This window comes from Crenobacter luteus (assembly GCF_004345725.1).
GTDB classification, from domain to species: domain Bacteria; phylum Pseudomonadota; class Gammaproteobacteria; order Burkholderiales; family Chromobacteriaceae; genus Crenobacter; species Crenobacter luteus.
In genome coordinates, this window is record NZ_SLXG01000008.1 from 84,585 (window position 1) to 107,265 (window position 22,681).

Genomic DNA, 22,681 nt, shown 5'->3' on the forward strand with positions numbered 1-22,681 from the left:
GGGCGCGACGGCACAAGGCTGCGCCCCCGCGCGCCCGGGCAAACGCCTGAATTTGCTCGCAACTTTGGCGGGCGGCGCGAATTTGCTACAATTGCGGATTCTTCTCGGAACCGCGACCCGACTCCATGAGCATCACCGACAACCGCAAAGCTTTTCACGACTATTTCATCGAAGAGCGTTACGAAGCCGGCCTGGTGCTGGAAGGCTGGGAGGTCAAGGCGATCCGCGCGGGGCGCGTCCAGCTCAAGGAAAGTTATATCCACTGGAAAAACGGCGCCTTCTGGCTGGTCGGCTGCCACATCACCGCGCTGCAATCGGCCTCCACCCACGTCAAGCCCGACCCGACCCGGCCACGCAAGCTGCTACTGAACCAGTCCGAGATCAACAAGCTGATCGGCAAGGTCGAACGCGCCGGCTACACGCTGGTCGCGCTGAACCTGCACTACGCCAAAGGCCGCATCAAGGCCGACGTCGGCCTGGCCAAGGGCAAGAAGCAGCACGACAAGCGCGACAGCGCCAAGGCGCGCGAACTGGATCGCGAAGCGCAACGCTTCGTACGCGACAAGGGCAGATGAGCCGCGATGAAGAACCTTTCCTGGCCCATCGTCCTGATCACCCTCGGCTCGCTGTGGTTCCTCAAGAGCACCGCGCTGTTGCCCGACACCGCGACCGTGCTGGCGCTCCTCCTGGCCGGCGCCGGCGTCGGCCTGTTCGTGCTCGACGGGCTGAACAAAGGCTCCATCGTCAGCGCGCCGCTGCTGATCTACGCCGGCGCGGCGGTCTACCTCAACGACCGCTACGGCCTGCGCTTCAGCCATGTGTTCTCGCTCGGCATGGTGCTCGCCGGCGTGCTGATGCTGCTGGCGCAGAGTTCCCGCATCCCGTCGCGCGGCCGACGCCGCCGGCTCGGCCAACCCCACGATTCGCAATAGCCGGCCGACATGGCCGTCTCCAAAGGTAAAGACATGGACAAAATCCTGATTCTCGACTTCGGCTCGCAGGTGACCCAGTTGATCGCCCGCCGCGTGCGCGAAGCCCACGTCTACTGCGAACTGCACCCGTTCGACATGCCGATCGACGAGATCCGCGCGTTCCAGCCGAAAGCGGTCATCCTGTCCGGCGGCCCGAACTCGGTGTACGAGTCCGACTACCAGGCCGACCCGGCGGTGTTCGAGCTCGGCGTGCCGGTACTGGGCATCTGCTACGGCATGCAGTTCATGGCGCAGACGCTCGGCGGCAAGGTCGAGGCCGGCGAGACGCGCGAATTCGGCTACGCCGAGATCCAGGCGCGCCACCACTCCAAGATCCTCGAGGGCCTGCAGGACCGCGTCGACGACGCCGGCAACGGCTTCCTCGACGTGTGGATGAGCCACGGCGACAAGGTCACCGAGATGCCGGCCGGCTTCAAGGTGATCGCCGAGACGCCGTCCTGCCCGATCGCCGCGATGGCCGACGAGGACCGCGGCTTCTACGCCGTGCAGTTCCACCCGGAAGTGACCCACACCAAGCGCGGCACCGAGATGCTGCACCGCTTCGTGCTGCACGTCGCCGGCGCCAAGCCGTCGTGGACGATGCCGAACTACATCGAGGAAGCGGTGCAGAAGATCCGCGAGCAGGTCGGCGACGAGGAAGTCATCCTCGGCCTGTCCGGCGGCGTCGACTCCTCGGTGGCGGCCGCGCTGATCCACCGCGCGATCGGCGACCAGCTGACCTGCGTGTTCGTCGACCACGGCCTTCTTCGCCTGAACGAAGGCAAGATGGTGATGGAAATGTTCGCGCAGAACCTCGGCGTGAAGGTGATCCAGGTCGACGCCTCCGCGCAGTTCATGGGCAAGCTCGCCGGCGAGACCGACCCGGAGAAGAAGCGCAAGATCATCGGCGCCGAGTTCGTCGAGGTGTTCCAGCGCGAATCGGCCAAGCTGACCAACGCCAAGTGGCTGGCGCAGGGCACCATCTACCCGGACGTGATCGAGTCGGCCGGCGCCAAGACCGGCAAGGCGCACGCGATCAAGAGCCACCACAACGTCGGCGGCCTGCCCGAGGACATGAACCTCAAGCTGCTCGAGCCGCTGCGCGACCTGTTCAAGGACGAAGTGCGCCAGCTCGGCGTCGCGCTCGGCCTGCCGCACGACATGGTCTACCGCCACCCGTTCCCGGGCCCGGGCCTGGGCGTGCGCATCCTCGGCGAAGTGAAGATGGAATACGCCGACCTGTTGCGCCGTGCCGACGCGATCTTCATCGAAGAGCTGCGCAACACCGTCGACGAGAAGACCGGCAAGAGCTGGTACGAGCTGACCAGCCAGGCCTTCGCCGTCTTCCTGCCGGTGAAGTCGGTCGGCGTGATGGGCGACGGCCGCACCTACGACTACGTCGTCGCGCTGCGCGCGGTGGTCACCAGCGACTTCATGACCGCGCACTGGGCCGAACTGCCGTACAGCCTGCTGGGCCGCGCGTCCAACCGCATCATCAACGAGGTGCGCGGCATCAACCGCGTCGTCTACGACGTGAGCGGCAAGCCGCCGGCGACCATCGAGTGGGAATGAGCCGGCTCGGCCAACCCTGAACAAGCGCAGCCCGCCGGCTGCGCTTTTTTCATGCCGGCCGAACCGTGGCCCCGGCATGGCGGCCCATCGCCGGCGTGCTAAACATGGTAGGGCGAGCGCAGCGCGCGCAAGCGTCATCGGCGATGAAAGCCATGCCATACAGTTTGACGTTGGCGTGAAGCCTCTGTTAGCGTAAACCACGCTCCATTTCATCGCGCGGACGGCCCCGGCCAACCTCGCCCCCGAAGTCGAATCGAACCGAAGGAGATCAAGATGTCCGAGCAAACCCTGCAAGCCGACAAGGAAAGACTGCTGGCCGACGTGCGCAGCGTGCTCAACAGCACCGAGGAATTGCTGGCCGCCGCCGGCGACGAAGGCGGCGAGAAGACCCAGGAACTGAAGGCCAAGGTCGCCGCCAACCTCAAGCTTGCCAAGGCACGCCTGGTCGAGGCCGAGCACGCCGCCGTCGAGAAGGCCCGCGCCGCCGCCCGCGCCACCGACCAGTACGTGCACGAAAACCCGTGGAAATCGATCGGCGTCGCCGCCGCCGGCGCTTTCCTGCTCGGTCTGTTGGTCTCCCGCCGCTAAACGATGAGCGCACCCCGCCCCGGCAGCCTGCGCTCGATCCTGAACGGCCTCGTCTCGCTGGCGCTGACCCGGGCCGAGCTGCTCGGCATCGAAGCGCAGGAACAGCAGGAGCGCCTGATCGGCCACCTCGTCACCGGGGTGGCCGCGATGGTCGCGCTGCTGGTCGGCCTGATCGCCTTGCTGCTGTTCGTGATGACCGTCACCCCCGGCGAGCTGCGCGCCACCGTGCTCGGCGGGCTGACCGCCGTGTTCCTGCTGGTCGGCCTGTTGCTGCTGTGGTGGCTAAAGCGCCGTCTCGCGCTCGCGCCGCAGCCCTTCTCGAGCACGCTGAACGAGGTGCGCCGCGACTGGCAGACGCTGTCCGGCCGCGAAACGCCATGAACCACGCCGACCGTCGCCTGCGCAAGGAACTGCTGCTGATGAAGGGCGAGGCGCTGCGGATCAAGCTCGGCCTCGAGATGCAGCAGTGGCGCGGCCCGCTCGCCGTCGCCGGCGGCGGCGCCGAATTGTGGCGCGGCGCGTCGCGCTTCAAGACGCTGATCGGTCTGGCCGCCCTGCTGATGCCGCGCGGTCGCGCGCGCGCGCTGCTCAAGACCGCCGCCAAGGGCGCGCTGCTCGTCGGCACGCTGCGCCGCCTGTGGTCGCGCGCCTGATTCCCTCTCGCCCGCATCGTCCCGCGTCCGCCCCGGTATAATCGGGGCTTATGGATGCGCTCACCTCCCCTCCGCTGCCGCCGAAGGCGATAGCCCGCCTGGCCGAACTGGGCATCGCCGGCCGCGACGCGCTCGCCGCCTGCGGCGCGGTACGCGCCTTCCTGCTCCTGAAGGCGGCCGGGCTGACCGCGACCGAGCGACTGCTGTTCGCGCTCGAGGCCGCTGCGCGCGGCGTGCACTGGCGCCAGCTCTCCGATGCCGACCGCGCGCGGCTGAAGCTGATGTTGGCCGGGCATCCGCCGGTGCGGCTGCCGCCGCCGAGCGCAGAAACGGCGCGCTTCATGGCCGAGGCGCGCGCGCTCGCCGACCGCGCCGCCGGCGAGGGCGAGGTGCCGGTCGGCGCCGTCGTCGTCCAGCGCGGCGAAATCGTCGGGCGCGGCTACAACCGGCCGATCGGCCTGTCCGACCCGTCGGCGCACGCCGAGATGCAGGCGCTCCGGGCCGCAGCCGCCGCGCTCGGCAATTACCGGCTGTCCGGCTGCGACCTCTACGTGACGCTCGAACCCTGCCCGATGTGCGCCGGCGCCATCCTGCACGCGCGGCTAGACCGCGTGATCTACGGCGCCGCCGACGCCAAGACCGGCGCCGCCGGCAGCCAGCTCGACCTGTTCGCCGTCAAGGCGCTGAACCCGCACACGGCGGTGTTCGCCGGCGCCGACGAGGCCGCCTGCGCGCACCAGCTATCCGATTTTTTCCGCCGCCGCCGCGAGGAAGACAAGACCACATGAAACTGATGATCTACCTCGACGCCCAGCGGCTCGACCTCGTCGACGACGCCGGCCGCGTCGCGAAAAGCTACCCGGTGTCGACGGCGAAGAACGGCGCCGGCGAACGCAAGAACAGCTACCAGACGCCGCGCGGCCGCCACTACGTGCGCGCCAGGATAGGCGATCACGCGCCGCTGGGCGCGGTGTTCGTCGGCCGTCGCCCGACCGGCGAAGTGTGCGATGCCGCCGCCTACGCGGCGCAGCCCGCGCGCGACTGGATCCTGACGCGCATCCTGTGGCTGTGCGGCACGGAGCCGGGCCGCAACCGGCTCGGTCAGGTCGACACCTTCGCGCGCTACATCTACATCCACGGCACGCCCGACGCGGTCGAGCTCGGCCAACCCGGCTCGCACGGCTGCATCAGGATGCGCAATACTGACATTGTGGAACTGTTCGACGCCGTGCCAGCCGGCACGGCGGTGGAGATCGTGGAACATGAACACCCGCTGCGCTAGCCGGCTCGCCGCCGCCGGCCTCGGCTTCGCGGCCCTCGCGGCGGCGGCGCAGACCGCGCCGCCGCCGCTCCCGCCCGAACCTGCCGGGACGGCGGCTTTCGTGTTGTCGGCCAACACCGACGGCCCGCTGACCCCCACCACGCCCAACCCGTACAGCTACGGCCGGCCGTGGATCCGCGTCGACGTGAAAAGCCAGCGGCTGACCTATTTCGACGGCTGGGGCTTGCCGGTCAGGCACTACGAAGTCTCGACGGCGAAGAACGGCGTCGGCGAACTGAAGAACAGCTACCAGACGCCGCGCGGCTGGCACCGCGTGTGCGAACGCATTGGCGACGGCGTCGAAGCCGACACCATCATCTTCCGCCGCGAGGTCACGCCGTGGAAGTACACGCGTGCGCTGCACGAGCAATATCCGAACAAGGACTGGATCCTGACGCGCATCCTGTGGCTGTGCGGCATGGAGCCGGGCAAGAACCAGGGTGGCGACGTCGACAGCTACGAGCGCTTCATCTACATCCATGGCGCCGGGCAGCACGTCGCCTACGGCACGCCGACCTCGCTCGGCTGCGTGCGCATGAAGAGCGAGGACGTGATCGACCTGTACGAACGCACGCCGAACGGCACCGACGTGGTGATCGAGGAGAACGGCTGATGGCGCCGCTCGAACTGTCGATGAACACGCCGGGCCTGCTGTTCCCGGCGATCTCGCTCCTGCTGCTGGCCTACACCAACCGCTACCTCGCGCTGGCCGGCATCATCCGCAACCTGTTCGAGGACTACCAGAAGACGCCCGACCAGAAGATCGTGCTGCAGATCGGCAACCTCAGGCGGCGCATCAGCCTGATCAAGTGGATGCAGGCGCTCGGCATCGGCAGCCTGTTTTTCACCGTGGTCGCGATGCTCCAGCTCTACCTCGGCTGGCAGCACGTCGCGCAACTGACCTTCGGGCTCAGCCTCGCGCTGATGATCGCGTCGCTGGCGATGTCGCTGATCGAGCTGAAGATGTCGACCGAGGCGCTCAACGTGCTGCTGTCCGACCTCGAGGCGCTGCGCGACGAGCGCTGAGAGCTTGCCTCTCGCCGCCTTGGCCGAGCGTGCCCGCGCGCCGTCAAACGGCGCGCCGAGCCTCTGCCGTGCCGATGAAGCAAGCCCCGCGACCGCGGGGCTTTTTGCCGGCGTGGCCAGCGCTCAAGGCGCGCCGCCCTGCTCGCCGAGACGGCGCGCCAGGTAGCTGACCATCACCAGCTGCAGGAAGTGGTAGAGCATGATCGGCGCGATGATCAGGCCGAGCGCCGGGTTGGCGCCGAACATGACCTTGGCCATCGGCACGCCGGCGGCGAGCGACTTCTTCGAGCCGCAAAAGGTGCAGGCGATGGTGTCGCCGCGGTCGAAGCCGAGCCGGCGGCACGCCCACTGCATCAAGACGTACACCAGCACGAACAGGCCGACCGACAGGCCGGCGATCAGCGCGATGGTCGAAGCCCCGTGCTCGGCCCACACGCCCTCGGCGACCGAGTCGGAGAAAGAGTTGAGCACGATGGCGAGGATGGTCGCACGGTCGAGCAGCCGCGTCAGCGCGGCGTGGCGCGTCAGCCACTTGATCAGCAGCGGGCGCAACAGTTGGCCGAGCGCGATCGGCAGCAGCACCAGCATCACCACCTTGAGGATCACCGGCCACAGGTCGAAGGCGACGCCGCTGGCCTTCAGGTAGGCGTTGACCCACAGCGGCGTCAGGAACACGCCGATCAGGCTGGACAGGCTGGCGTTGAAGATCGCGCCAGGCACGTTGCCCTTGGCGATCGACGTCATCGCCACCGACGAGGACACCGTCGACGGCAGCGCGGCGAGGAAAAAGAAGCCGAGCGCCAAGGCCGGCACCAGCACGCCGCCGAGCGCGGACACCAGCGCGAGGCCCAGCAGCGGGAACAACAGGAAGGTCGACAGCTGCACCGTCGCATGCAGGCGCCAGTTGAACAGCCCTTCCCTGAGCTTTTGCGGCGACAGCGTCAGACCGTAGAGCAGGAACACCACGGCGACGCCGTAGCCGGTGAAATATTCGATCTTCACCAGGCCGCCGCTGCGCCCCAGTTCCGGCCAGACGGCCGACAGCGCCACCGCGCCGATCAGCGCCAGCATGAAGCCGTCCAGCCCGAGTTTTTTCAGCCACTGCACGCGGCGCCTCCTTCCCTTGCTGTCGTTTGCGAGCCGTCTATTGTGCGCCGCAAAAGGCGCGCGCGGCAAACCGCGGCCGCTTATCGCGGCCATGAAAAAACCGGCGCACGGCGCCGGTTCCCGTTAGCGGCTCGGCCAACGTTGGCCGAGCCTGTTCGGGGGCGATTACGCGGTCGCGACCGGGATCTTGCCGATCTTGACGCGCCATTCGGCCGGGCCGGTGTTGTGTACCGAGGTGCCACAGGCGTCGACCGCGACGGTCACCGGCATGTCCTTGACCTCGAACTCGTAGATCGCCTCCATGCCGAGGTCCTCGAAGCCGACCACGCGGGCCGCCTTGATCGCCTTGGACACCAGGTAAGCCGAGCCGCCGACCGCCATCAGGTACACCGCCTTGTTGTCGCGGATCGCGTCGATCGCCGCCGGGCCGCGCTCGGCCTTGCCGATCATGCCCAGAAGGCCGGTCTGCTCGAGCATCTGGCGGGTGAACTTGTCCATGCGGGTCGCGGTGGTCGGGCCGGCCGGGCCGACCACTTCGTCACGCACCGGATCGACCGGGCCGACGTAGTAGATGAAGCGGTTGGTGAAGTCGACCGGCAGCTTCTCGCCCTTGTTCAGCATGTCGACCATGCGCTTGTGCGCGGCGTCGCGGCCGGTGAGGATCTTGCCGTTCAGGAGCAGCACGTCGCCGGGCTGCCAGCTCGCCACTTCTTCCGGGGTGATGGTGTCGAGGTCGACGCGGCGGCCGTTGGAGGCGTCGTAGGTGATGTCCGGCCAGTCTTCCAGGCTCGGCGCCTCGAGGTGGGCCGGGCCGCTGCCGTCCAGGTGGAAGTGGATGTGGCGGGTGGCGGCGCAGTTCGGGATCATCGCGACCGGCAGCGAGGCGGCGTGGGTCGGGTAGTCGAGGATCTTCACGTCCAGAACCGTGGTCAGGCCGCCGAGGCCCTGCGCGCCGATGCCCAGCGCGTTGACCTTCTCGAAGATCTCCAGGCGCAGCGCTTCGACCTTGGTCAGTTCCGCGCCGCTGTCGGCCTTGGCCTTCAGCTCGTGGATGTCGACGTGGTCCATCAGCGATTCCTTGGCCAGCAGCATCGCCTTTTCCGGCGTGCCGCCGATGCCGATGCCGAGGATGCCCGGCGGACACCAGCCGGCGCCCATGGTCGGCACGGTCTTGATCACCCAGTCGACGATGGAGTCGGACGGGTTCAGCATCACGAGCTTGGACTTGTTTTCCGAGCCGCCGCCCTTAGCGGCGCAGATCACCTCGACGCCGTCGCCTTCGACGATCTCGAAGTGCACGACGGCCGGGGTGTTGTCCTTGGAATTCTTGCGCAGACCGGCCGGGTCGAGCAGCACCGAGGCCCTGAGCTTGTTGTCCGGATGGTTGTAGGCGCGGCGCACGCCCTCGTTGACCATCTCCTGCACGGAAAGCTGCGCGTCCCACTGCACCTTCATCCCCACCTTGAGGAAGACCACGGCGATGCCGGTATCCTGGCAGATCGGGCGACGGCCTTCGGCGCACATGCGGCTGTTGATCAGGATCTGCGCCATGGCGTCCTTGGCCGCCGGGCTTTCCTCGTGCTGGTAAGCCTTGTACAGCGCGTCGATGTAATCTTTAGGGTGGTAGCAGCTGATGTACTGGAAGGCATCGGCGATGCTCTGGATGAAGTCTTCCTGACGGATGATGGTCATGCCTGGGTCTCGCATTCAGGTTGTTTGGATAGGGCGCAACGCCCCCGCGGCGCCGAAAATTGTACCACCGCGATTGCCTGTTTTTTGACCTTGTTGCTCTGCACAAGCGGCGTGGGCATGAGGAAAAACCCTAGGTCCGGCCGCCTTTCGCGGCGCCGGCCGAGCGTGAAGAGGAGTGGCAGATGAACACCCGCATCGAACGCGACAGCTTCGGCGACATCGCGGTGCCCGCCGACCGCCTGTGGGGCGCGCAGACGCAGCGCTCGCTGGAGAACTTCCGCATCTCGACCGAAAAGATGCCGGCCGAGCTGATCGTCGCGCTCGCGCGCGTCAAGCGCGCCGCCGCGCTCGTCAACGCCGAGCTCGGCCAACTGCCGGTCGACAAGGCCGAGGCGATCGCCGCCGCCGCCGACGAGGTGATCGAAGGCCGGCATCCGGACGAGTTCCCGCTCGCGGTGTGGCAGACCGGCTCGGGCACGCAGACCAACATGAACATGAACGAGGTGCTCGCCAACCGCGCCAGCGAACTGCTCGGCGGGCCGCGCGGCGAGGCGCGCCTCGTGCACCCGAACGACGACGTCAACCGCGGTCAGTCGTCGAACGACGTGTTCCCGACCGCGATGCACGTCGCCGCCGTCAGCGCGCTGACCGGCGCGCTGCTGCCGGCGCTCGACGCGCTGGCCGCGACGCTGGCGGCCAAGGCCGACGACTTCACCGACATCGTCAAGATCGGCCGCACCCACCTGCAGGACGCGACACCTTTGACGCTCGGTCAGGAATTCTCCGGCTACGTCGCCCAGCTCGAGCAGAGCTACCGGCACCTCGAAGCCGCGCTGCCGCACCTGGCGGAGCTCGCGCTCGGCGGCACCGCGGTCGGCACCGGCCTGAACGCCCACCCGGAATTCGGTGCGCGCGTCGCCGCGCTGCTCGCGCACGACACCGGCCAGCCCTTCGTATCGGCGCCGAACAAGTTCGAGGCGCTCGCGGCGCACGACGCGCTGGTGCACGCGCACGGCGTCTTGAAGACGCTGGCCGCCGCGCTGTTCAAGATCGCCAACGACGTGCGCTGGCTCGCCAGCGGCCCGCGCTGCGGCATCGGCGAATTGTCCCTGCCCGAAAACGAGCCGGGCAGTTCGATCATGCCCGGCAAGATCAACCCGACGCAGAGCGAGGCGCTGACGATGGCGTGCGCGCAGGTGTTCGGCAACGACGTCGCGGTGAATATCGGCGGTGCCAGCGGCAACTTCGAGCTGAACGTGTTCAAGCCACTGATCATCCACAACGTGCTGCAAAGCGTGCGGCTGCTGGCCGACGGCATGACGAGCTTCAACGAGCACTGCGCGGTCGGCATCGAGGCGCGCCGCGACCGCATCGCCGAACTGCTGGACAAGTCGCTGATGCTGGTCACCGCGCTGAACCCGCACATCGGCTACGACAAGGCCGCCGAGATCGCCAAGAAGGCGCACCGCGAGGGCACGACCTTGCGCTCCGCGGCGATCGCCAGCGGCCACCTCACAGGCGACGAGTTCGACGCCTGGGTGCGACCCGAGGACATGGTCGGCGACCTGCGCCGCAGCCGGAACGGCTAGCGCGGTGGCTGCGGGACCGCTCGGCCAACCCTGACCCGCGCCCGCGGCGGCGTGCCGGCTTGAAACTAGACGATCGGTCTATTAGAATCCGGTCATGGCCAGACCGAATCTCTTTCACGACACCCGCGAGCACATCCTCGCCACCGGCGAAGCGCTCGTCAAAAGCCGCGGCTTCACCGCCGCCGGGCTGACCGAGCTGTTGTCCGCGGCGAACGTGCCCAAGGGTTCGTTCTACCACTACTTCAAGTCGAAGGAGGACTACGGCGTCGCGCTGCTGGCCCGCTACTTCGACCGTTACGACGCCTCGATGGACGAGCGGCTGAGCACACCCGGCGCCTCGGCGCGCGAACGCCTGCTCGCCTATTTCGACGGCTGGGTCGCCAGCGCGTGCACGCCCGAGCACGGCGGCTGCCTGGTGGTGAAACTCGCCGGCGAGGTGTGCGACCTGTCCGAGCCGATGCGCGCGACGCTGAGTAGCGGCATGGCGCGCATCGTCGGCCGCATCGCCGCGGTGGTCGAGCAGGGCGTCGCCGACGGCTCGGTCTGTTGTCCGACCACGCCGCGCCAGTTCGCCGACGCGCTGTACTCGGCCTGGCTCGGCGCCGCGCTGCGCGCCAAGGTCGAGCGCTGCCCCGACGCGCTCTATGCGATGCGCGACGACACCCGCGCGCGGCTGGCCGGCGAATCCGCCGCGCGCTGACCGCCCTTGCAGCGCAAACCCACGCCTGCCGGATCGCGGCAGGTTTTTTTGACCGTCAAAGTAGACGACTGGTCTATTTGATGTTTGATTCAACGGAGACCCCGGCATGAACCCGACCCTCGACCTGATGCACCGGCACCGCAGCGTGCGCAGCTACCTCGACCAGCCGATAGCCCCGGCGCTGCTCGACGCCATCCTCGACGCGGCCTGGAAGGGCCCGACCTCGATCAACGGCCAGCAGGTGTCGCTGGTGGTGGTCGAGGACGCCGGGCGCCGCCAGAAAATCGCCCAGATCGCCGGCGGCCAGCCGTGGATCGCCCAGGCGCCGGTGTTCGTCACCGTGGTCGCCGACTTCCACAAGACCCGCCTCGGCGTCGAGAAGGCCGGCCACGAGCAGGTGATCCACGACAGCGTCGAGGGCTTCGCCGTCGCCGCCGTCGACGCCGGCATCGCGCTGGGCAACCTGATGACCGCCGCGCGCTCGGCCGGCCTAGGCGTGGTACCGATCGGCGGCATCCGCCGCGACCCGCAGGCGATGGTCGAACTCTTGGGCCTGCCCGAGCTGACCTTTCCTCTCGTCGGCGTGGCGATGGGCCACATCCGCGACGACGGCGCGATCAAGCCGCGCCTGCCGCGCGAAAGCTTCGTGCACCGCGAGCGCTACGACGCGGCAGCGCTGCCCGCACACATCGCCGACTACGACCGCGCGTTGGCCGAGCACTGGCGGCGCATCGGCCGCCCCGACGGGCTCGTCTGGTCGGCCAACACCGCGCAGTACTACCAGCGCGTCTATTTCCCGGACACCGCGCCGACAGCCCGCCGCCAGGGCTTCGGCTTCGACAAGTAACCGCCCCTCCTCCCGAAAGGACGACCATGCAACTGGACAAACTCTTCACCCCGCTCACCGTCGGCGCGACCACCCTGCCCAACCGCGTACTGATGGCGCCGCTGACCCGCCTCAGGAGCCGCGAACCTGGCGACGTGCCGGTACCCTTGATGGCCGAGTACTACGCCCAGCGCGCCGGCGCCGGCCTGATCATCGCCGAGGCGACGCAGATCTCGCCGCAGGGCAAGGGCTACGCCGGCGCGCCCGGCATCTATAGCGAGGAGCAGGTGCGCGCCTGGCAGACGATCACCGACGCGGTGCACGCGAAGGGCGGGCGCATCGCGCTGCAGCTGTGGCACGTCGGCCGCGTCTCGCATACCAGCCTGCAGCCGGACGGCGAGGCGCCGGTCGCCCCGTCGGCCATCGCCGCCAACACCAACGCGACGCTGCGCGCCGACGACGGCAGCCCGGTGCGCGTGCCGGCCTCGACGCCGCGCGCGCTCGAGACCGCCGAGCTGGCCGACCTGATCGAAGACTACCGCCGCGCCACCGACAACGCGCGCCGCGCCGGCTTCGACTACGTCGAGATCCACGCCGCGCACGGCTATCTCCTGCACCAGTTCCTCGCCAGCGACAGCAACCGGCGCACCGACCAGTACGGCGGCGACATCGAGAACCGCGCGCGCCTGGCGCTCGAGGTGGTCGACGCGGTGGTCGGCGAATGGGACGCCGACCACGTCGGCATCCGCATCTCGCCGATCGGCGTGTTCAACGGCCTGTCCGAAGTCGGCGCCGAGGACGACGCCTTCTACCTCGTCGAACAGCTCGCCCGCCGCAAGCTCGCCTTCCTGCACGTGTCCGAGCCCGACTGGGCCGGCGGCCCGGCCTACACCGACGCCTTCCGCCAGGGTCTGCGCGCGCGCTACCCGGGCGTGATCGTCGCCGCCGGCGGCTACACCGCCGAGAAGGCCGAGACGCTGATTGCCGCCGGCCTGATCGACGCCGCCGCCTTCGGCCGCCCGTACATCGCCAACCCGGACCTGGCCGAACGCTTCGCCGCCGGCGCCGAACTCAACGCGCCGCGCCCGGAGTTCTTCTACACCACCGGCGCCGAGGGCTATACCGACTACCCGACGATGGCCGCCTGAACGGCGAGCGCGCAAAAAAAACCGCCCGTTTTCACGGGCGGTTTGTTCATCGTTGGCCGAGCCAACCAGGGCGGACCTTACTTGTTCAGTTCCTTGGCCAGGTACAGCCAGGTCTCGACCACGGTGTCCGGGTTCAGCGAGATGGTCTCGATACCCTCCTCGACCAGCCACTTGGCGAAGTCCGGATGGTCGGACGGGCCCTGGCCGCAGATGCCGACGTACTTGCCTTGCGCGCGGCAGGCCTTGATCGCCATCGACAGCATCGCCTGGACGGCCTCGTTGCGCTCGTCGAAGGTCGCGGCGATCGGGCCGCCGGAGTCGCGGTCGACGCCGAGCGTCAGCTGGGTCATGTCGTTCGAGCCGATCGAGAAGCCGTCGAAGTACTGCAGGAACTTGTCGGCCAGCACCGCGTTGGTCGGCAGCTCGCACATCATGATCAGGCGCAGGCCGTTCTTGCCGCGCTCAAGGCCGTTTTCCTTGAGGATCTCGACGACCTTCTCGGCTTCGGCCAGGGTGCGCACGAACGGGATCATCACCTCGACGTTGCTCAGGCCCATCACGTCGCGCACGCGGCGGATCGCGCGGCACTCGAGCTCGAAGCAGTCGCGGAACGACTCGGCCACGTAGCGAGCGGCGCCGCGGAAACCGATCATCGGGTTTTCTTCGTGCGGCTCGTACAACTGGCCGCCGATCAGGTTGGCGTACTCGTTCGACTTGAAGTCGGACATGCGCACGATGACCTTTTTCGGGTAGAACGCGGCGGCCAGGGTCGCCACGCCTTCGGCGATCTTGTCGACGTAGAAGTCGACCGGGCTCGCGTAGCCGGCGATGCGGTCGGTGATGGTCGCCTTCAGGTCGGCCGGCAGCTTGTCGAATTCGAGCAGCGCCTTCGGGTGGATACCGATCTGGCGGTTGATCACGAACTCCATGCGCGCCAGGCCCACGCCCTCGTTCGGCAGCTGGCAGAAGTCGAACGCCAGCTCCGGGTTGCCGACGTTCATCATGATCTTGACCGGCGAGGCGGGCATCTTGTCGAGCGCGAGGTCGATCACCTCGACGTCCAGCAGACCTTCGTAGATGTTGCCGGTATCGCCTTCGGCGCACGACACGGTCACTTCCATGCCTTCGGACAAGAGTTCGGTCGCGTCGCCGCAGCCGACCACGGCCGGGATGCCCAGTTCGCGCGCGATGATCGCGGCGTGACAGGTGCGGCCGCCACGGTTGGTGACGATCGCCGAGGCGCGCTTCATCACCGGTTCCCAGTCCGGATCGGTCATGTCGGTGACGAGCACGTCGCCCGGCTTGACGCTATCCATCTCGGACGCGTCTTTGATCAGGCGCACCGGGCCCTGGCCAACCTTCTGGCCGATCGCGCGGCCGGTCGCCAGCACGGCGCCCTTGTTGTTGATGCGGTAGCGGCGCAGCGTCTCGACGCGGCCTTCCTGCGACTTCACCGTTTCCGGACGCGCCTGCAGGATGTACAGCTTGCCGTCGACGCCGTCGCGGCCCCACTCGATGTCCATCGGACGGCCGTAGTGCTGCTCGATGATCAGCGCGTAACGGGCCAGTTCCTCGACCTCGGCGTCGGTGATCGAGAACTGCTTGCGCAGCGCCGGCTCGACGTCGACGGTCTTGACCGAACGGCCGGCCTGAGCGGCGTCGGTGAACTCCATCTTGATCAGCTTGGAGCCGAGATTCTTGCGCAGCACCGCCGGGCGGCCGGCCTTCAGGGTCGGCTTGTGCACGTAGAATTCGTCGGGGTTGACCGCGCCTTGCACCACGGTCTCGCCCAGGCCGTAGGAGGCGGTGATGAACACCACGTCCTGGAAGCCCGATTCGGTATCGATGGTGAACATCACGCCGGCGGCGCCGGAGTCGGAACGCACCATGCGCTGCACGCCGGCCGACAGCGCGACTTCGGAGTGCTCGAAGCCCTTGTGCACGCGATAGGAGATCGCGCGGTCGTTGTACAGCGACGCGAACACGTGCTTCATCGCGTCCTTGACGTTGTCGAGGCCCTTGATGTTCAGGAAGGTTTCCTGCTGGCCGGCGAAGGAGGCGTCCGGCAGGTCTTCGGCGGTGGCGGAGGAACGCACGGCGACCGAGATCTCGTCGCTGCCGGCGTCGGCGGTCATCTTGGCCCAGGCGGCGGCGATTTCAGCTTCCAGCTTGGCCGGGAACGGGGTGTCGACGATCCACTGGCGGATCTCCTTACCCACTTGGGCAAGCCGGGTCACATCCTCGATGTCGAGGGTGGACAGCTTGTCCTTGATGCGCTCGGCGAGGCCTTCGTGGGCGAGGAAGTCGCGGTAGGCCTCGGCGGTGGTGGCAAAACCGCCCGGCACGCGGACGCCGGTGCCGGCCAGCTGGCTGATCATCTCGCCGAGCGAGGCGTTCTTGCCGCCGACCTTTTCCACGTCGTCCATTCTCAGCTCTTCGAACCAGATTACATAGTTCTCTGCCATCGCATCATTTCCTGTTGAGGGTAAGGATTCAGGGACGTTGCCGGGCAGACCGGCACTTGCTATCACAACGACATGTAAGGAATATTTATCGCTGCGATTACGCCCGTTTGGCCGGATTGTAGCGGATGCCTTTCACCGCGGGCAGCCCATTTTTGCGACGCACAATTAAGGGATTTCCCTCGACATCGAAACTGTTCAGGACAAGCCGGCTATCATTCGCAGCTTCGCCCCACGCCGCATTGCTGCACCGCACAGGAAACCGTCATGCCACACCGCCGCTCCGCTTTCTTCGTCTCTGACCGCACCGGCATCACCGCCGAGTCGCTGGGGCAGACGCTGCTGACCCAGTTCGAGGCGCTCGACTTCAAGCGCGAAACCATCCCCTTCGTCGACACCGTCGAGAAGGCGCGCGGTGTTGCCGCACACATCCGCGAACGCGCCGCCAACGACCAGCACCGGCCGCTGATTTTCTCCAGTATCGTCAACCCTGAGGTCCGCGAGGCGGTGAAAATCGAGGACGCGCTGTGCATCGACTTCTTCGAGACCTTCATCGGCCAGATCGAGCACGAACTGCACCACAAGGCCGAGCTGTCGGTCGGCAAGGCGCACGGCGTGGTCAACGAGGAGAAGTACGACCACCGGATCGAAGCGGTCAACTACTCGCTCAGCCACGACGACGGCATCAAGATGAAGGGCCTCGAGGAAGCCGACGTGATCCTGGTCGGCGTGTCGCGCTCGGGCAAGACGCCGACCTGCCTGTATCTTGCGCTGCAGTACGGCATCAAGGCGGCCAACTACCCGCTGACGCCGGACGACCTGGACCACGACGGCCTGCCGGCGATGCTGCTGCGTCACCGCAACAAGCTGTTCGGTCTGACGATAGAACCGATGCGCCTGCACAGCATCCGCTCCGAACGCCGCCCCGACTCGAAGTACGCCAGCGTCGACAATTGCCGCTACGAGGTCAACGAGGCCGAGTCGCTGTTCCGTCAGCACGGCGTACCGTTCCTGAACGCGACGCACAAGTCGATCGAGGAGATCGCGACCACCATCGTCCACCAGGCGCACCTGACGCGCCGCTTCTGACGCGGACTTGACCGCCCGCCCCCGCGCGGGCGACACTGGACTCCATGGATACCCGACGCACCGCACTCGCCTTCTTCTGGTGGTGGCGCCTCTTCTAGGCGGCACCGGTGTTCGCGCGTCGATAGATAACCCGGAGGCCGCCGCAAGGCGGCGCCGGGTTTTTTCTTTCGCTTCCTTGCGGCCCTCCCCCCGACAAGGAGATCGCATGTCCCCCACCCTGCCCCGCGTCACGCCCGACGACGTCATCCTCACCGGCGACCGCACCACCGGCCCGCTGCACCTGGGCCACTACGTCGGCTCGCTGGCGAACCGCGTCGTGCTGCAGGACGTCTGCACGCAGTACCTCTTGCTCGCCGACCAGCAGGCGCTGACCGACAATATGGGCGACTACCTGAAGGTGCGCGCCAACGTGCTCGAGGTCGCGCTCGACTACCTGGCGGTCGGCATCGACCCGGCCAAGAGCACCGTCTTCATCCAGAGCCTGGTGCCCGAGCTGTCCGAGCTCGCGTCCTACTACCTCAACCTCGTCACCGTCGCGCGCCTCGAACGCAACCCGACCATCAAGGAAGAGATCAAGCTGCGCGGCTTCGAGCGCAACATCCCGGTCGGCTTCCTGACCTACCCGGCGGCGCAGGCGGCCGACATCACCGCGTTCAAGGCGACCGTGGTGCCGGTCGGCGCCGACCAGATCCCGATGATCGAACAGACCAACGAGATCGTGCGCCGCTTCAACGCCAGCGTCGACGCGCCGGTGCTGGTCGAATGCCGCGCCGAGGTGCCTCGCGTCGGCCGCCTGCCCGGCGTCGACGGGCAGGCCAAGATGAGCAAGTCGCTCGGCAACGCGATCCCGCTGTCGGCGTCGCCCGACGACATCCGCGACGCGGTGAAGAAGATGTACACCGACCCGCAGCACCTGCGCGTCGAGGACCCGGGCCGCGTCGAGGGCAACGTGGTGTTCACCTACCTGGACGCGTTCGAGCCGGACGCGAACGCGTTGGCCGAGCTGAAGGCGCGCTACCGGCGGGGCGGACTCGCCGACAGCGTGGTGAAAAAACAGCTGGAGGAACGCCTGCAGGAAACGCTCGCGCCGATCCGCGCGCGCCGCGCCGAGTACGCGCGCGAGCCGCAGGCGGTGTGGGACCTGCTCAAGGCCGGCACGCGTCGCGCGCGCGACACCGCCGCGCAAACCTTGGCCGAGGTGAAGGGCGCGATGGGGCTGACCTATTTCTGAACCGGCCGGCGCAACAAAAAGGGACGCTCTCGCGTCCCTTTTCTCATGCTCGGCCAACGTTGGCCGAGGCTATAGGCTGCCCAGCACCTTCAGTCCGTCGTAGCCGACCTCGACGCCGGCCGGGCAGCGCGCGCTCAGCGCGTGGTATTCGAGCCCGTGCGTCATGTGGATCAGCACCGTGCGGCGCGCGCCGATCCGCGCCGCCCACATGAAGCTCTCCTCGACCGACAGGTGCGATTTGTACGGCCGCTCGCGCAGGCAGTCGAGGAACAGCGTGTCGACGCCGGCCAGCAAGTCGACGCTGGCGGGCGGAATGTCGGACACGTCGGTCAGCCACGCGACGTTGCCGATGCGCCAGCCCAGGCACGGCCAGCCGCCGTGCGCGAGCGGGATCGGGTGCACGGCGACGCCCATGAACGAGAACGGGCCGTCGACCCTGTGGGTGAGCAGCACCGGTTTGTCCCAGGTCGGCGACGGCGGCGACAGCGCGTAGTCGAAGCGGCTCTCGATGTTGTCCATCGTGAAGTCGTTGCCGAACAGCGCGATCGGCCCCTGCCTGACGTAGCAGAACGCCCTGAGGTCGTCGATGCCGTTCAGGTGGTCGGCGTGCGGATGGGTGTAGAGCACCGCGTCGACGCGGGTGAAGCCCTCGCGCAGCGCCTGCGGCCGCAGGTCTGGCCCGGTGTCGATCAGAAAGTGCGCGTCGCCGGCGCGCACGTAGGCGCTGCAGCGGGTGCGGCGGTTGCGCGCATCGCTCGACGTGCAGGTCGGGCAATCGCAGCCGATCGCCGGAGAGCCGGCGCTCGAACCGCTGCCGAGAATGGTGAATTCGACGGTGCTCATCGTGTGTGGGCCTAGACGCCCGCCGGCCGCGGGATCTTGGCGAACAGGTCGAAGAAGTTGCGGCAGGTCGCCTCGGCGACCGCCTCCAGCGGCAGACCGCGCAGCGCGGCGATATGTTCCGCGACATGCTTGACGAAGCCGGGCTCGTTGGTCTTGCCGCGGAACGGCACCGGCGCCAGATACGGCGAATCGGTCTCGATCAGCATCCGGTCGAGCGGCACCATCTTGGCGACCTCCTTCAACTCCTGCGCGCTCTTGAAGGTGACGATACCCGAGAACGAGATGTAGAAGCCCAGGTCGAGCGCGGCGCGCGCCACCTCGCGGTTTTCGGTGAAGCAGTGCATCACGCCCGCCTCGGCGCCGGCCTCGCGCATGATCGCCAGCGTGTCGGCGGCCGATTCGCGCGTGTGGATCACCAGCGGCAGCCCGGTGGCGCGGCTGGCGCGGATATGGGTGCGAAAGCGCTCGTGCTGCCAGGTCAGGTCGCCCTTGCACCAGTGGTAGTCGAGCCCGGTCTCGCCGATGCCGACCACCTTCGGGTGGGCGGCGTGCGCGACGAGCTCGGCCTCGGAAAACTCCGCCGCGTCCGCATCGTCCGGGTGCACGCCGACGGTCGCGTACAGCCGCTCGTGCGCCTCGGCCAACGCGAGCACCTCGGGAAAGGCCGGCACGCTGACGCCGATCACCAGCGCGTGGCTGACGGCGTTCTCGTCCATCTTGGCGAACACCTCGGGCAGCCGCGCGGCGAGGTCGGGGAAATTCAGGTGGCAGTGCGAATCGACGAACATCGTTACGTTGCGGGGCCAGGCCCCTTCCTTACATCGTATGGGTGGGACGGCTCGACTTGAGCACGCCGGCGAGCAGCTCCTCGATGACCTTGCGCGCGTGCGCGCCGGCCTCGCCGTCGGAAAACTCGATACCGACGCCCTGCGTGCGGCTGTTGTTGGCGCCGGCCGGCGTGATCCATACCACGCGGCCCTGTACCGCGACCCTGTCGGCGCGGTCCATCAGCGTCAGCAACAGAAAGACCTCGTCGCCGAGCGCGTGGTCGCGGTTGGTCGGCACGAACACGCCACCGTTCTTCAGGAACGGCATGTAGGCGGCGTACAGCGCGCTGCGCTCCTTGATGTGCAGCGACATCACGCCCGGGCGGGGGTGGACGGCGGCGTCGCCCTCGTCGGGGCGGGGTAGCGGACTCTCCATCGGACGGCTCCCTAGCGCGCCGCGCGCGACGGCGCGGCCAAGCAGTTCAGGTAATCGGCGAACGCCGCCTCCAGTTGCAGGCGGACGTTCAAGGTGTGTTCGGCAAACGGCGCCAGCGCGACGAGCGCGTCGTAGCAGCGCATCAGCGCGACCGGGTCGGCGCGGCCGGCCAGCGCCTCGAGCGCGGCGCGTCGGTCGGGATGATAACGGACGGCGTTCGCCAGCCTCAAACCGGCCAGGTCGCCGAGCCATTTCATCAGCCAGTCGAGCGCCACGCCGAGCGGCAGCTTGTCCTTGTCGGCGGCCTCGGCCAAGGCGAGCAGGCCGGCCAGCGTCGGCCGCTCCAGCGCGGCGAGAAAGCGGTCGCGCGCCTCACGGCGCGCCGCGTCGTGCTCGAACAGCGGCACGCCGCCGTGGTGGGCAAGCTCGGCCTCGGCGTTCTCGACGCCCTCGCGCGCCAGATAGGCCAGCGCCGCCTCGCGGTCCGGCGCCGTCAGCACGAAGGGCCGGCAGCGGCTCTTGATGGTCGGCAGCAGGCGCTCGCGCTGGTGGCTGACCAAGAGGAACAGCACGCCCTCGGGCGGCTCCTCGAGGATTTTCAACAGCGCGTTGGCGGCGGCCGGGTTCATCGCCTCGGCCGGCTCGACCAGCACCACGCGACGGCCGGCGCGGTGCGCGCTCAGGTGGGCGAACTCGATCAGCTCGCGCACCGCCTCGATCTTGATCTGCGCGAGACGGCGCGCGCCCTTGCCGCCGTCGTCGCCGTCGTCGGGACTGAGCGCGCGGTAGTCCGGATGGTGGCCGGCGGCGAACCAGCGGCAGGCCTCGCACTCGCCGCAGGCGGTCGCGTCGTCGCGCGGCGCCTCGCACAGCAGCGCCTGCGCGAGCGTCTCGGCGAAAGCGCGCTTGCCGATGCCGGCCGGGCCGGCGAACAGCCAGGCGTTCGGCAGCCGGGAGAATTCGCCGCGGATGCGTCGCCAGTCGGCGTCCTGCCACGGGTAGCGCATCAGCGGTCGGCTCCGACGAGCTCGGCCAACCTCGCCTGCACGGCGGCGCGCACCGCCTCGGGCGGCTGGCTGGCATCGAACACCGCGAAGCGCGCCGGCTCGGCGGCCGCGCGCGCGAGGTAGGCGCCGCGCACGCGCTCGTGGAAGTCGCGCGCCTCGCGCTCGAAGCGGTCGAGCGCGCGGCTGACGGCCATACGCGCGGCGGCGAGCTCGGTCGACAGGTCGAACAGCAGGGTCAGGTCGGGCGACAGGCCGCGCTGCACCCATTGTTCGAGCACGGCGATGCGCTCGAACGGCACGCCGCGCCCGCCGCCCTGGTAGGCGAAGGTCGCGTCGGTGAAACGGTCGCACACCACCCAGCGGCCGGCGGCCAGCGCCGGGCGGATCACCCGGTCCAGGTGCTCCTGGCGCGCGGCGAACATCAACAGCGTCTCGGCGTCGAGGCCGACCTCGGTGTCGGGCGACAGCAACAGCTCGCGCAGCCGTTCGCCGAGCGGCGTGCCGCCCGGCTCTCGCGTGAACAGCGCGTCGACGCCGCGCTCGGCCAGCCAGTCGCGCACCGCGTCCAGCTGGGTGCTCTTGCCGGCGCCGTCCAGGCCTTCGAGCGTGATGAAGCGTCCGGCCATTACTGCCCTTTCTTCAGGATGAACTGGCGCACCGCCGCGTTGTGCTCACCCAGCGATTCGGAAAAATGCGTGCTGCCGTCGCCGCGCGCGACGAAGTAGAGCGCGCGCGTCTCGGCCGGCCGCGCGGCGGCCTCGAGCGCGGCGCGGCCCGGCAGCGCGATCGGCGTCGGCGGCAGGCCGCCGCGCGTATAGGTGTTGTACGGCGTATCGCGCTTGAGGTCGCCCTTGCGGATGTTGCCGTCGAAGCGTACGCCCATGCCGTAGATCACCGACGGGTCGGTCTGCAGCCGCATGCCGATCTTCAGCCGGTTGGCGAACACCGCCGACACCATCGGCCTGTCCTCCTCGCGCGAGGTTTCCTTTTCGATCAGGCTGGCGGCGATCAGCAGCTCGTAGGGGTTGGCGTACGGCAGGTCGACCGCACGGCCCTCCCAGGCGCGCGACAGATGCTGCTGCATCGTCCGGTAGGCGCGCCGGTACAGCTCGAGCTCGCTGCTGCCGGGCACGAAGAAGTAGGTGCTCGGGAAGAACAGGCCCTCGGCCGACGTCTCGGGCGCGCCGAGCGCGGCGAGCAGCTCGGCGTCGCTCAGCCGCGCCGTGTCGTGGGTGAAGTCGGGCTCGCGCGCGACGGCCTGGCGAAACTGCGCGAAGGTCCAGCCCTCGATCACCGTCAGGCTGCCCTGGTCGGGGCTGCCCTCGGCCAACCTTCTGAGCACCTCCCACATCGCGACCGGCGCCGAAAATTCGTACAAGCCGGGCTTGACCTTGCGGTCGGCACCGGAGATGCGCGACAGCGCGATCATCACCCAGCGGTTGCGGATCACGCCCTCGGCCTCGAGCGAGCGCGCAACCTGGCTCAGCGTGCGGCTGGGGGCGACGGCGACGCTGTACGGCGTCGACGGCAGGGTGACCGGCACGGCGACCACCCAGGCCAGCCACAGCACGGCGGCGGCCAGCAAGGCGACGAGCGAACGGAAGATGAATTTCTGCATGAAATGGCGACCGGAACGAATCCCGCGATGATAGC

25 protein-coding genes are annotated in these 22,681 nt (G+C 68.3%); 16 read left to right on the top strand and 9 right to left on the bottom strand.

From position 1 onward, the window contains the following. Positions 1-125 precede the first annotated feature (125 nt). The 10 genes from smpB (at position 126) to EV683_RS06880 (ending at position 6,131) form a co-directional block, all read left to right on the top strand. Positions 126-575, top strand: coding sequence for an SsrA-binding protein SmpB (gene smpB / locus EV683_RS06835; RefSeq protein ID WP_066611635.1), 450 nt, complete (start codon positions 126-128; stop codon positions 573-575). A 6-nt stretch (positions 576-581) separates the two neighbouring features. Continuing rightward, complete coding sequence (locus EV683_RS06840) at positions 582-932, top strand: hypothetical protein (protein WP_066611637.1); 351 nt, start codon at positions 582-584, stop codon at positions 930-932. A gap of 33 nt (positions 933-965) precedes the next feature. Continuing rightward, on the top strand, positions 966-2,543 hold the full coding sequence (gene guaA, locus EV683_RS06845; RefSeq protein ID WP_131862279.1) for a glutamine-hydrolyzing GMP synthase: 1,578 nt from the start codon (positions 966-968) through the stop codon (positions 2,541-2,543). A 273-nt stretch (positions 2,544-2,816) separates the two neighbouring features. Further along, positions 2,817-3,131, top strand: a complete 315-nt coding sequence (locus EV683_RS06850) for an ElaB/YgaM/YqjD family protein (protein WP_066611642.1) — start codon at positions 2,817-2,819, stop codon at positions 3,129-3,131. A gap of 3 nt (positions 3,132-3,134) precedes the next feature. Beyond that, entirely contained in the window at positions 3,135-3,512 is a 378-nt protein-coding gene (locus tag EV683_RS06855) for a phage holin family protein (protein WP_131862280.1), read from the top strand. Continuing rightward, positions 3,509-3,784, top strand: coding sequence for a hypothetical protein (locus tag EV683_RS06860; protein ID WP_131862281.1), 276 nt, complete (start codon positions 3,509-3,511; stop codon positions 3,782-3,784). Before EV683_RS06855 ends, EV683_RS06860 begins: the two co-directional genes overlap by 4 nt. Positions 3,785-3,834: 50 nt before the next feature. Further along, the gene (tadA, locus tag EV683_RS06865) at positions 3,835-4,572 is read left to right on the top strand and encodes a tRNA adenosine(34) deaminase TadA (RefSeq protein ID WP_131862282.1); all 738 of its coding nucleotides are present in this window, start codon (positions 3,835-3,837) and stop codon (positions 4,570-4,572) included. Then, complete coding sequence (locus EV683_RS06870) at positions 4,569-5,066, top strand: L,D-transpeptidase (RefSeq protein WP_066611651.1); 498 nt, start codon at positions 4,569-4,571, stop codon at positions 5,064-5,066. Before tadA ends, EV683_RS06870 begins: the two co-directional genes overlap by 4 nt. Further along, positions 5,047-5,718 (top strand): L,D-transpeptidase, encoded by a 672-nt coding sequence (locus EV683_RS06875; protein WP_131862283.1) that lies wholly within the window; start codon positions 5,047-5,049, stop codon positions 5,716-5,718. Before EV683_RS06870 ends, EV683_RS06875 begins: the two co-directional genes overlap by 20 nt. Next, complete coding sequence (locus EV683_RS06880; RefSeq protein WP_066611655.1) at positions 5,718-6,131, top strand: DUF2721 domain-containing protein; 414 nt, start codon at positions 5,718-5,720, stop codon at positions 6,129-6,131. The genes EV683_RS06875 and EV683_RS06880 overlap by 1 nt, the downstream gene beginning before the upstream one ends. Before the next feature lie 123 nt (positions 6,132-6,254). Here EV683_RS06880 and EV683_RS06885 read toward each other — a convergent pair whose 3' ends face one another. Both EV683_RS06885 and EV683_RS06890 read right to left on the bottom strand, forming a co-directional pair. After that, positions 6,255-7,238 carry a bile acid:sodium symporter family protein gene (locus tag EV683_RS06885; RefSeq protein ID WP_243694735.1) on the bottom strand — a complete coding sequence of 328 codons (984 nt, stop codon included), beginning with the start codon at positions 7,236-7,238 and terminating at the stop codon, positions 6,255-6,257. A 165-nt stretch (positions 7,239-7,403) separates the two neighbouring features. Beyond that, complete coding sequence (locus EV683_RS06890; RefSeq protein WP_131862285.1) at positions 7,404-8,930, bottom strand: fumarate hydratase; 1,527 nt, start codon at positions 8,928-8,930, stop codon at positions 7,404-7,406. A gap of 182 nt (positions 8,931-9,112) precedes the next feature. On the opposite strand from EV683_RS06890, the gene fumC reads away from it, so the two are divergent. The 4 genes from fumC to nemA all read left to right on the top strand — a co-directional run bounded on the left by fumC (position 9,113) and on the right by nemA (position 13,193). Next, the gene (gene fumC, locus EV683_RS06895; RefSeq protein WP_131862286.1) at positions 9,113-10,519 is read left to right on the top strand and encodes a class II fumarate hydratase; all 1,407 of its coding nucleotides are present in this window, start codon (positions 9,113-9,115) and stop codon (positions 10,517-10,519) included. Between the two features lie 94 nt (positions 10,520-10,613). After that, entirely contained in the window at positions 10,614-11,219 is a 606-nt protein-coding gene (locus tag EV683_RS06900) for a TetR/AcrR family transcriptional regulator (RefSeq protein ID WP_131862287.1), read from the top strand. A gap of 106 nt (positions 11,220-11,325) precedes the next feature. Beyond that, the gene (locus EV683_RS06905) at positions 11,326-12,066 is read left to right on the top strand and encodes an NADPH-dependent oxidoreductase (RefSeq protein ID WP_131862288.1); all 741 of its coding nucleotides are present in this window, start codon (positions 11,326-11,328) and stop codon (positions 12,064-12,066) included. Between the two features lie 26 nt (positions 12,067-12,092). Further along, the gene (nemA, locus tag EV683_RS06910; protein WP_131862289.1) at positions 12,093-13,193 is read left to right on the top strand and encodes an N-ethylmaleimide reductase; all 1,101 of its coding nucleotides are present in this window, start codon (positions 12,093-12,095) and stop codon (positions 13,191-13,193) included. A 77-nt stretch (positions 13,194-13,270) separates the two neighbouring features. On the opposite strand, the gene ppsA is transcribed toward nemA, so the two are convergent. After that, positions 13,271-15,658 carry a phosphoenolpyruvate synthase gene (gene ppsA, locus EV683_RS06915; RefSeq protein ID WP_131862290.1) on the bottom strand — a complete coding sequence of 796 codons (2,388 nt, stop codon included), beginning with the start codon at positions 15,656-15,658 and terminating at the stop codon, positions 13,271-13,273. Between the two features lie 264 nt (positions 15,659-15,922). Between ppsA and ppsR the strand changes: the two genes are divergently transcribed. Together ppsR and trpS are read left to right on the top strand one after the other, a co-directional pair. Then, positions 15,923-16,744: a posphoenolpyruvate synthetase regulatory kinase/phosphorylase PpsR gene (gene ppsR / locus EV683_RS06920; RefSeq protein ID WP_066611665.1), complete on the top strand. Its 822-nt coding sequence runs from the start codon at positions 15,923-15,925 to the stop codon at positions 16,742-16,744. Between the two features lie 205 nt (positions 16,745-16,949). Next, positions 16,950-17,975, top strand: coding sequence for a tryptophan--tRNA ligase (gene trpS, locus EV683_RS06925; RefSeq protein ID WP_066611667.1), 1,026 nt, complete (start codon positions 16,950-16,952; stop codon positions 17,973-17,975). A gap of 69 nt (positions 17,976-18,044) precedes the next feature. On the opposite strand, the gene EV683_RS06930 is transcribed toward trpS, so the two are convergent. From EV683_RS06930 to mltG, 6 genes are read right to left on the bottom strand one after another with little or no spacing between them, the layout of a single operon-like run. Continuing rightward, complete coding sequence (locus EV683_RS06930; protein WP_131862291.1) at positions 18,045-18,818, bottom strand: MBL fold metallo-hydrolase; 774 nt, start codon at positions 18,816-18,818, stop codon at positions 18,045-18,047. An 11-nt stretch (positions 18,819-18,829) separates the two neighbouring features. Beyond that, the gene (locus EV683_RS06935) at positions 18,830-19,606 is read right to left on the bottom strand and encodes a TatD family hydrolase (protein ID WP_131862292.1); all 777 of its coding nucleotides are present in this window, start codon (positions 19,604-19,606) and stop codon (positions 18,830-18,832) included. Positions 19,607-19,634: 28 nt separating this feature from the next. Further along, entirely contained in the window at positions 19,635-20,021 is a 387-nt protein-coding gene (locus EV683_RS06940; RefSeq protein ID WP_066611673.1) for a PilZ domain-containing protein, read from the bottom strand. An 11-nt stretch (positions 20,022-20,032) separates the two neighbouring features. Further along, on the bottom strand, positions 20,033-21,028 hold the full coding sequence (gene holB / locus EV683_RS06945) for a DNA polymerase III subunit delta' (protein WP_131862293.1): 996 nt from the start codon (positions 21,026-21,028) through the stop codon (positions 20,033-20,035). Next, positions 21,028-21,654, bottom strand: coding sequence for a dTMP kinase (gene tmk / locus EV683_RS06950; protein WP_131862294.1), 627 nt, complete (start codon positions 21,652-21,654; stop codon positions 21,028-21,030). The genes holB and tmk overlap by 1 nt, the downstream gene beginning before the upstream one ends. Further along, a complete protein-coding gene (gene mltG, locus EV683_RS06955) occupies positions 21,654-22,646 on the bottom strand; it encodes an endolytic transglycosylase MltG (protein ID WP_066611677.1) in 993 nt (330 codons plus the stop codon). The genes tmk and mltG overlap by 1 nt, the downstream gene beginning before the upstream one ends. Between the last annotated feature and the right edge of the window lie 35 nt (positions 22,647-22,681).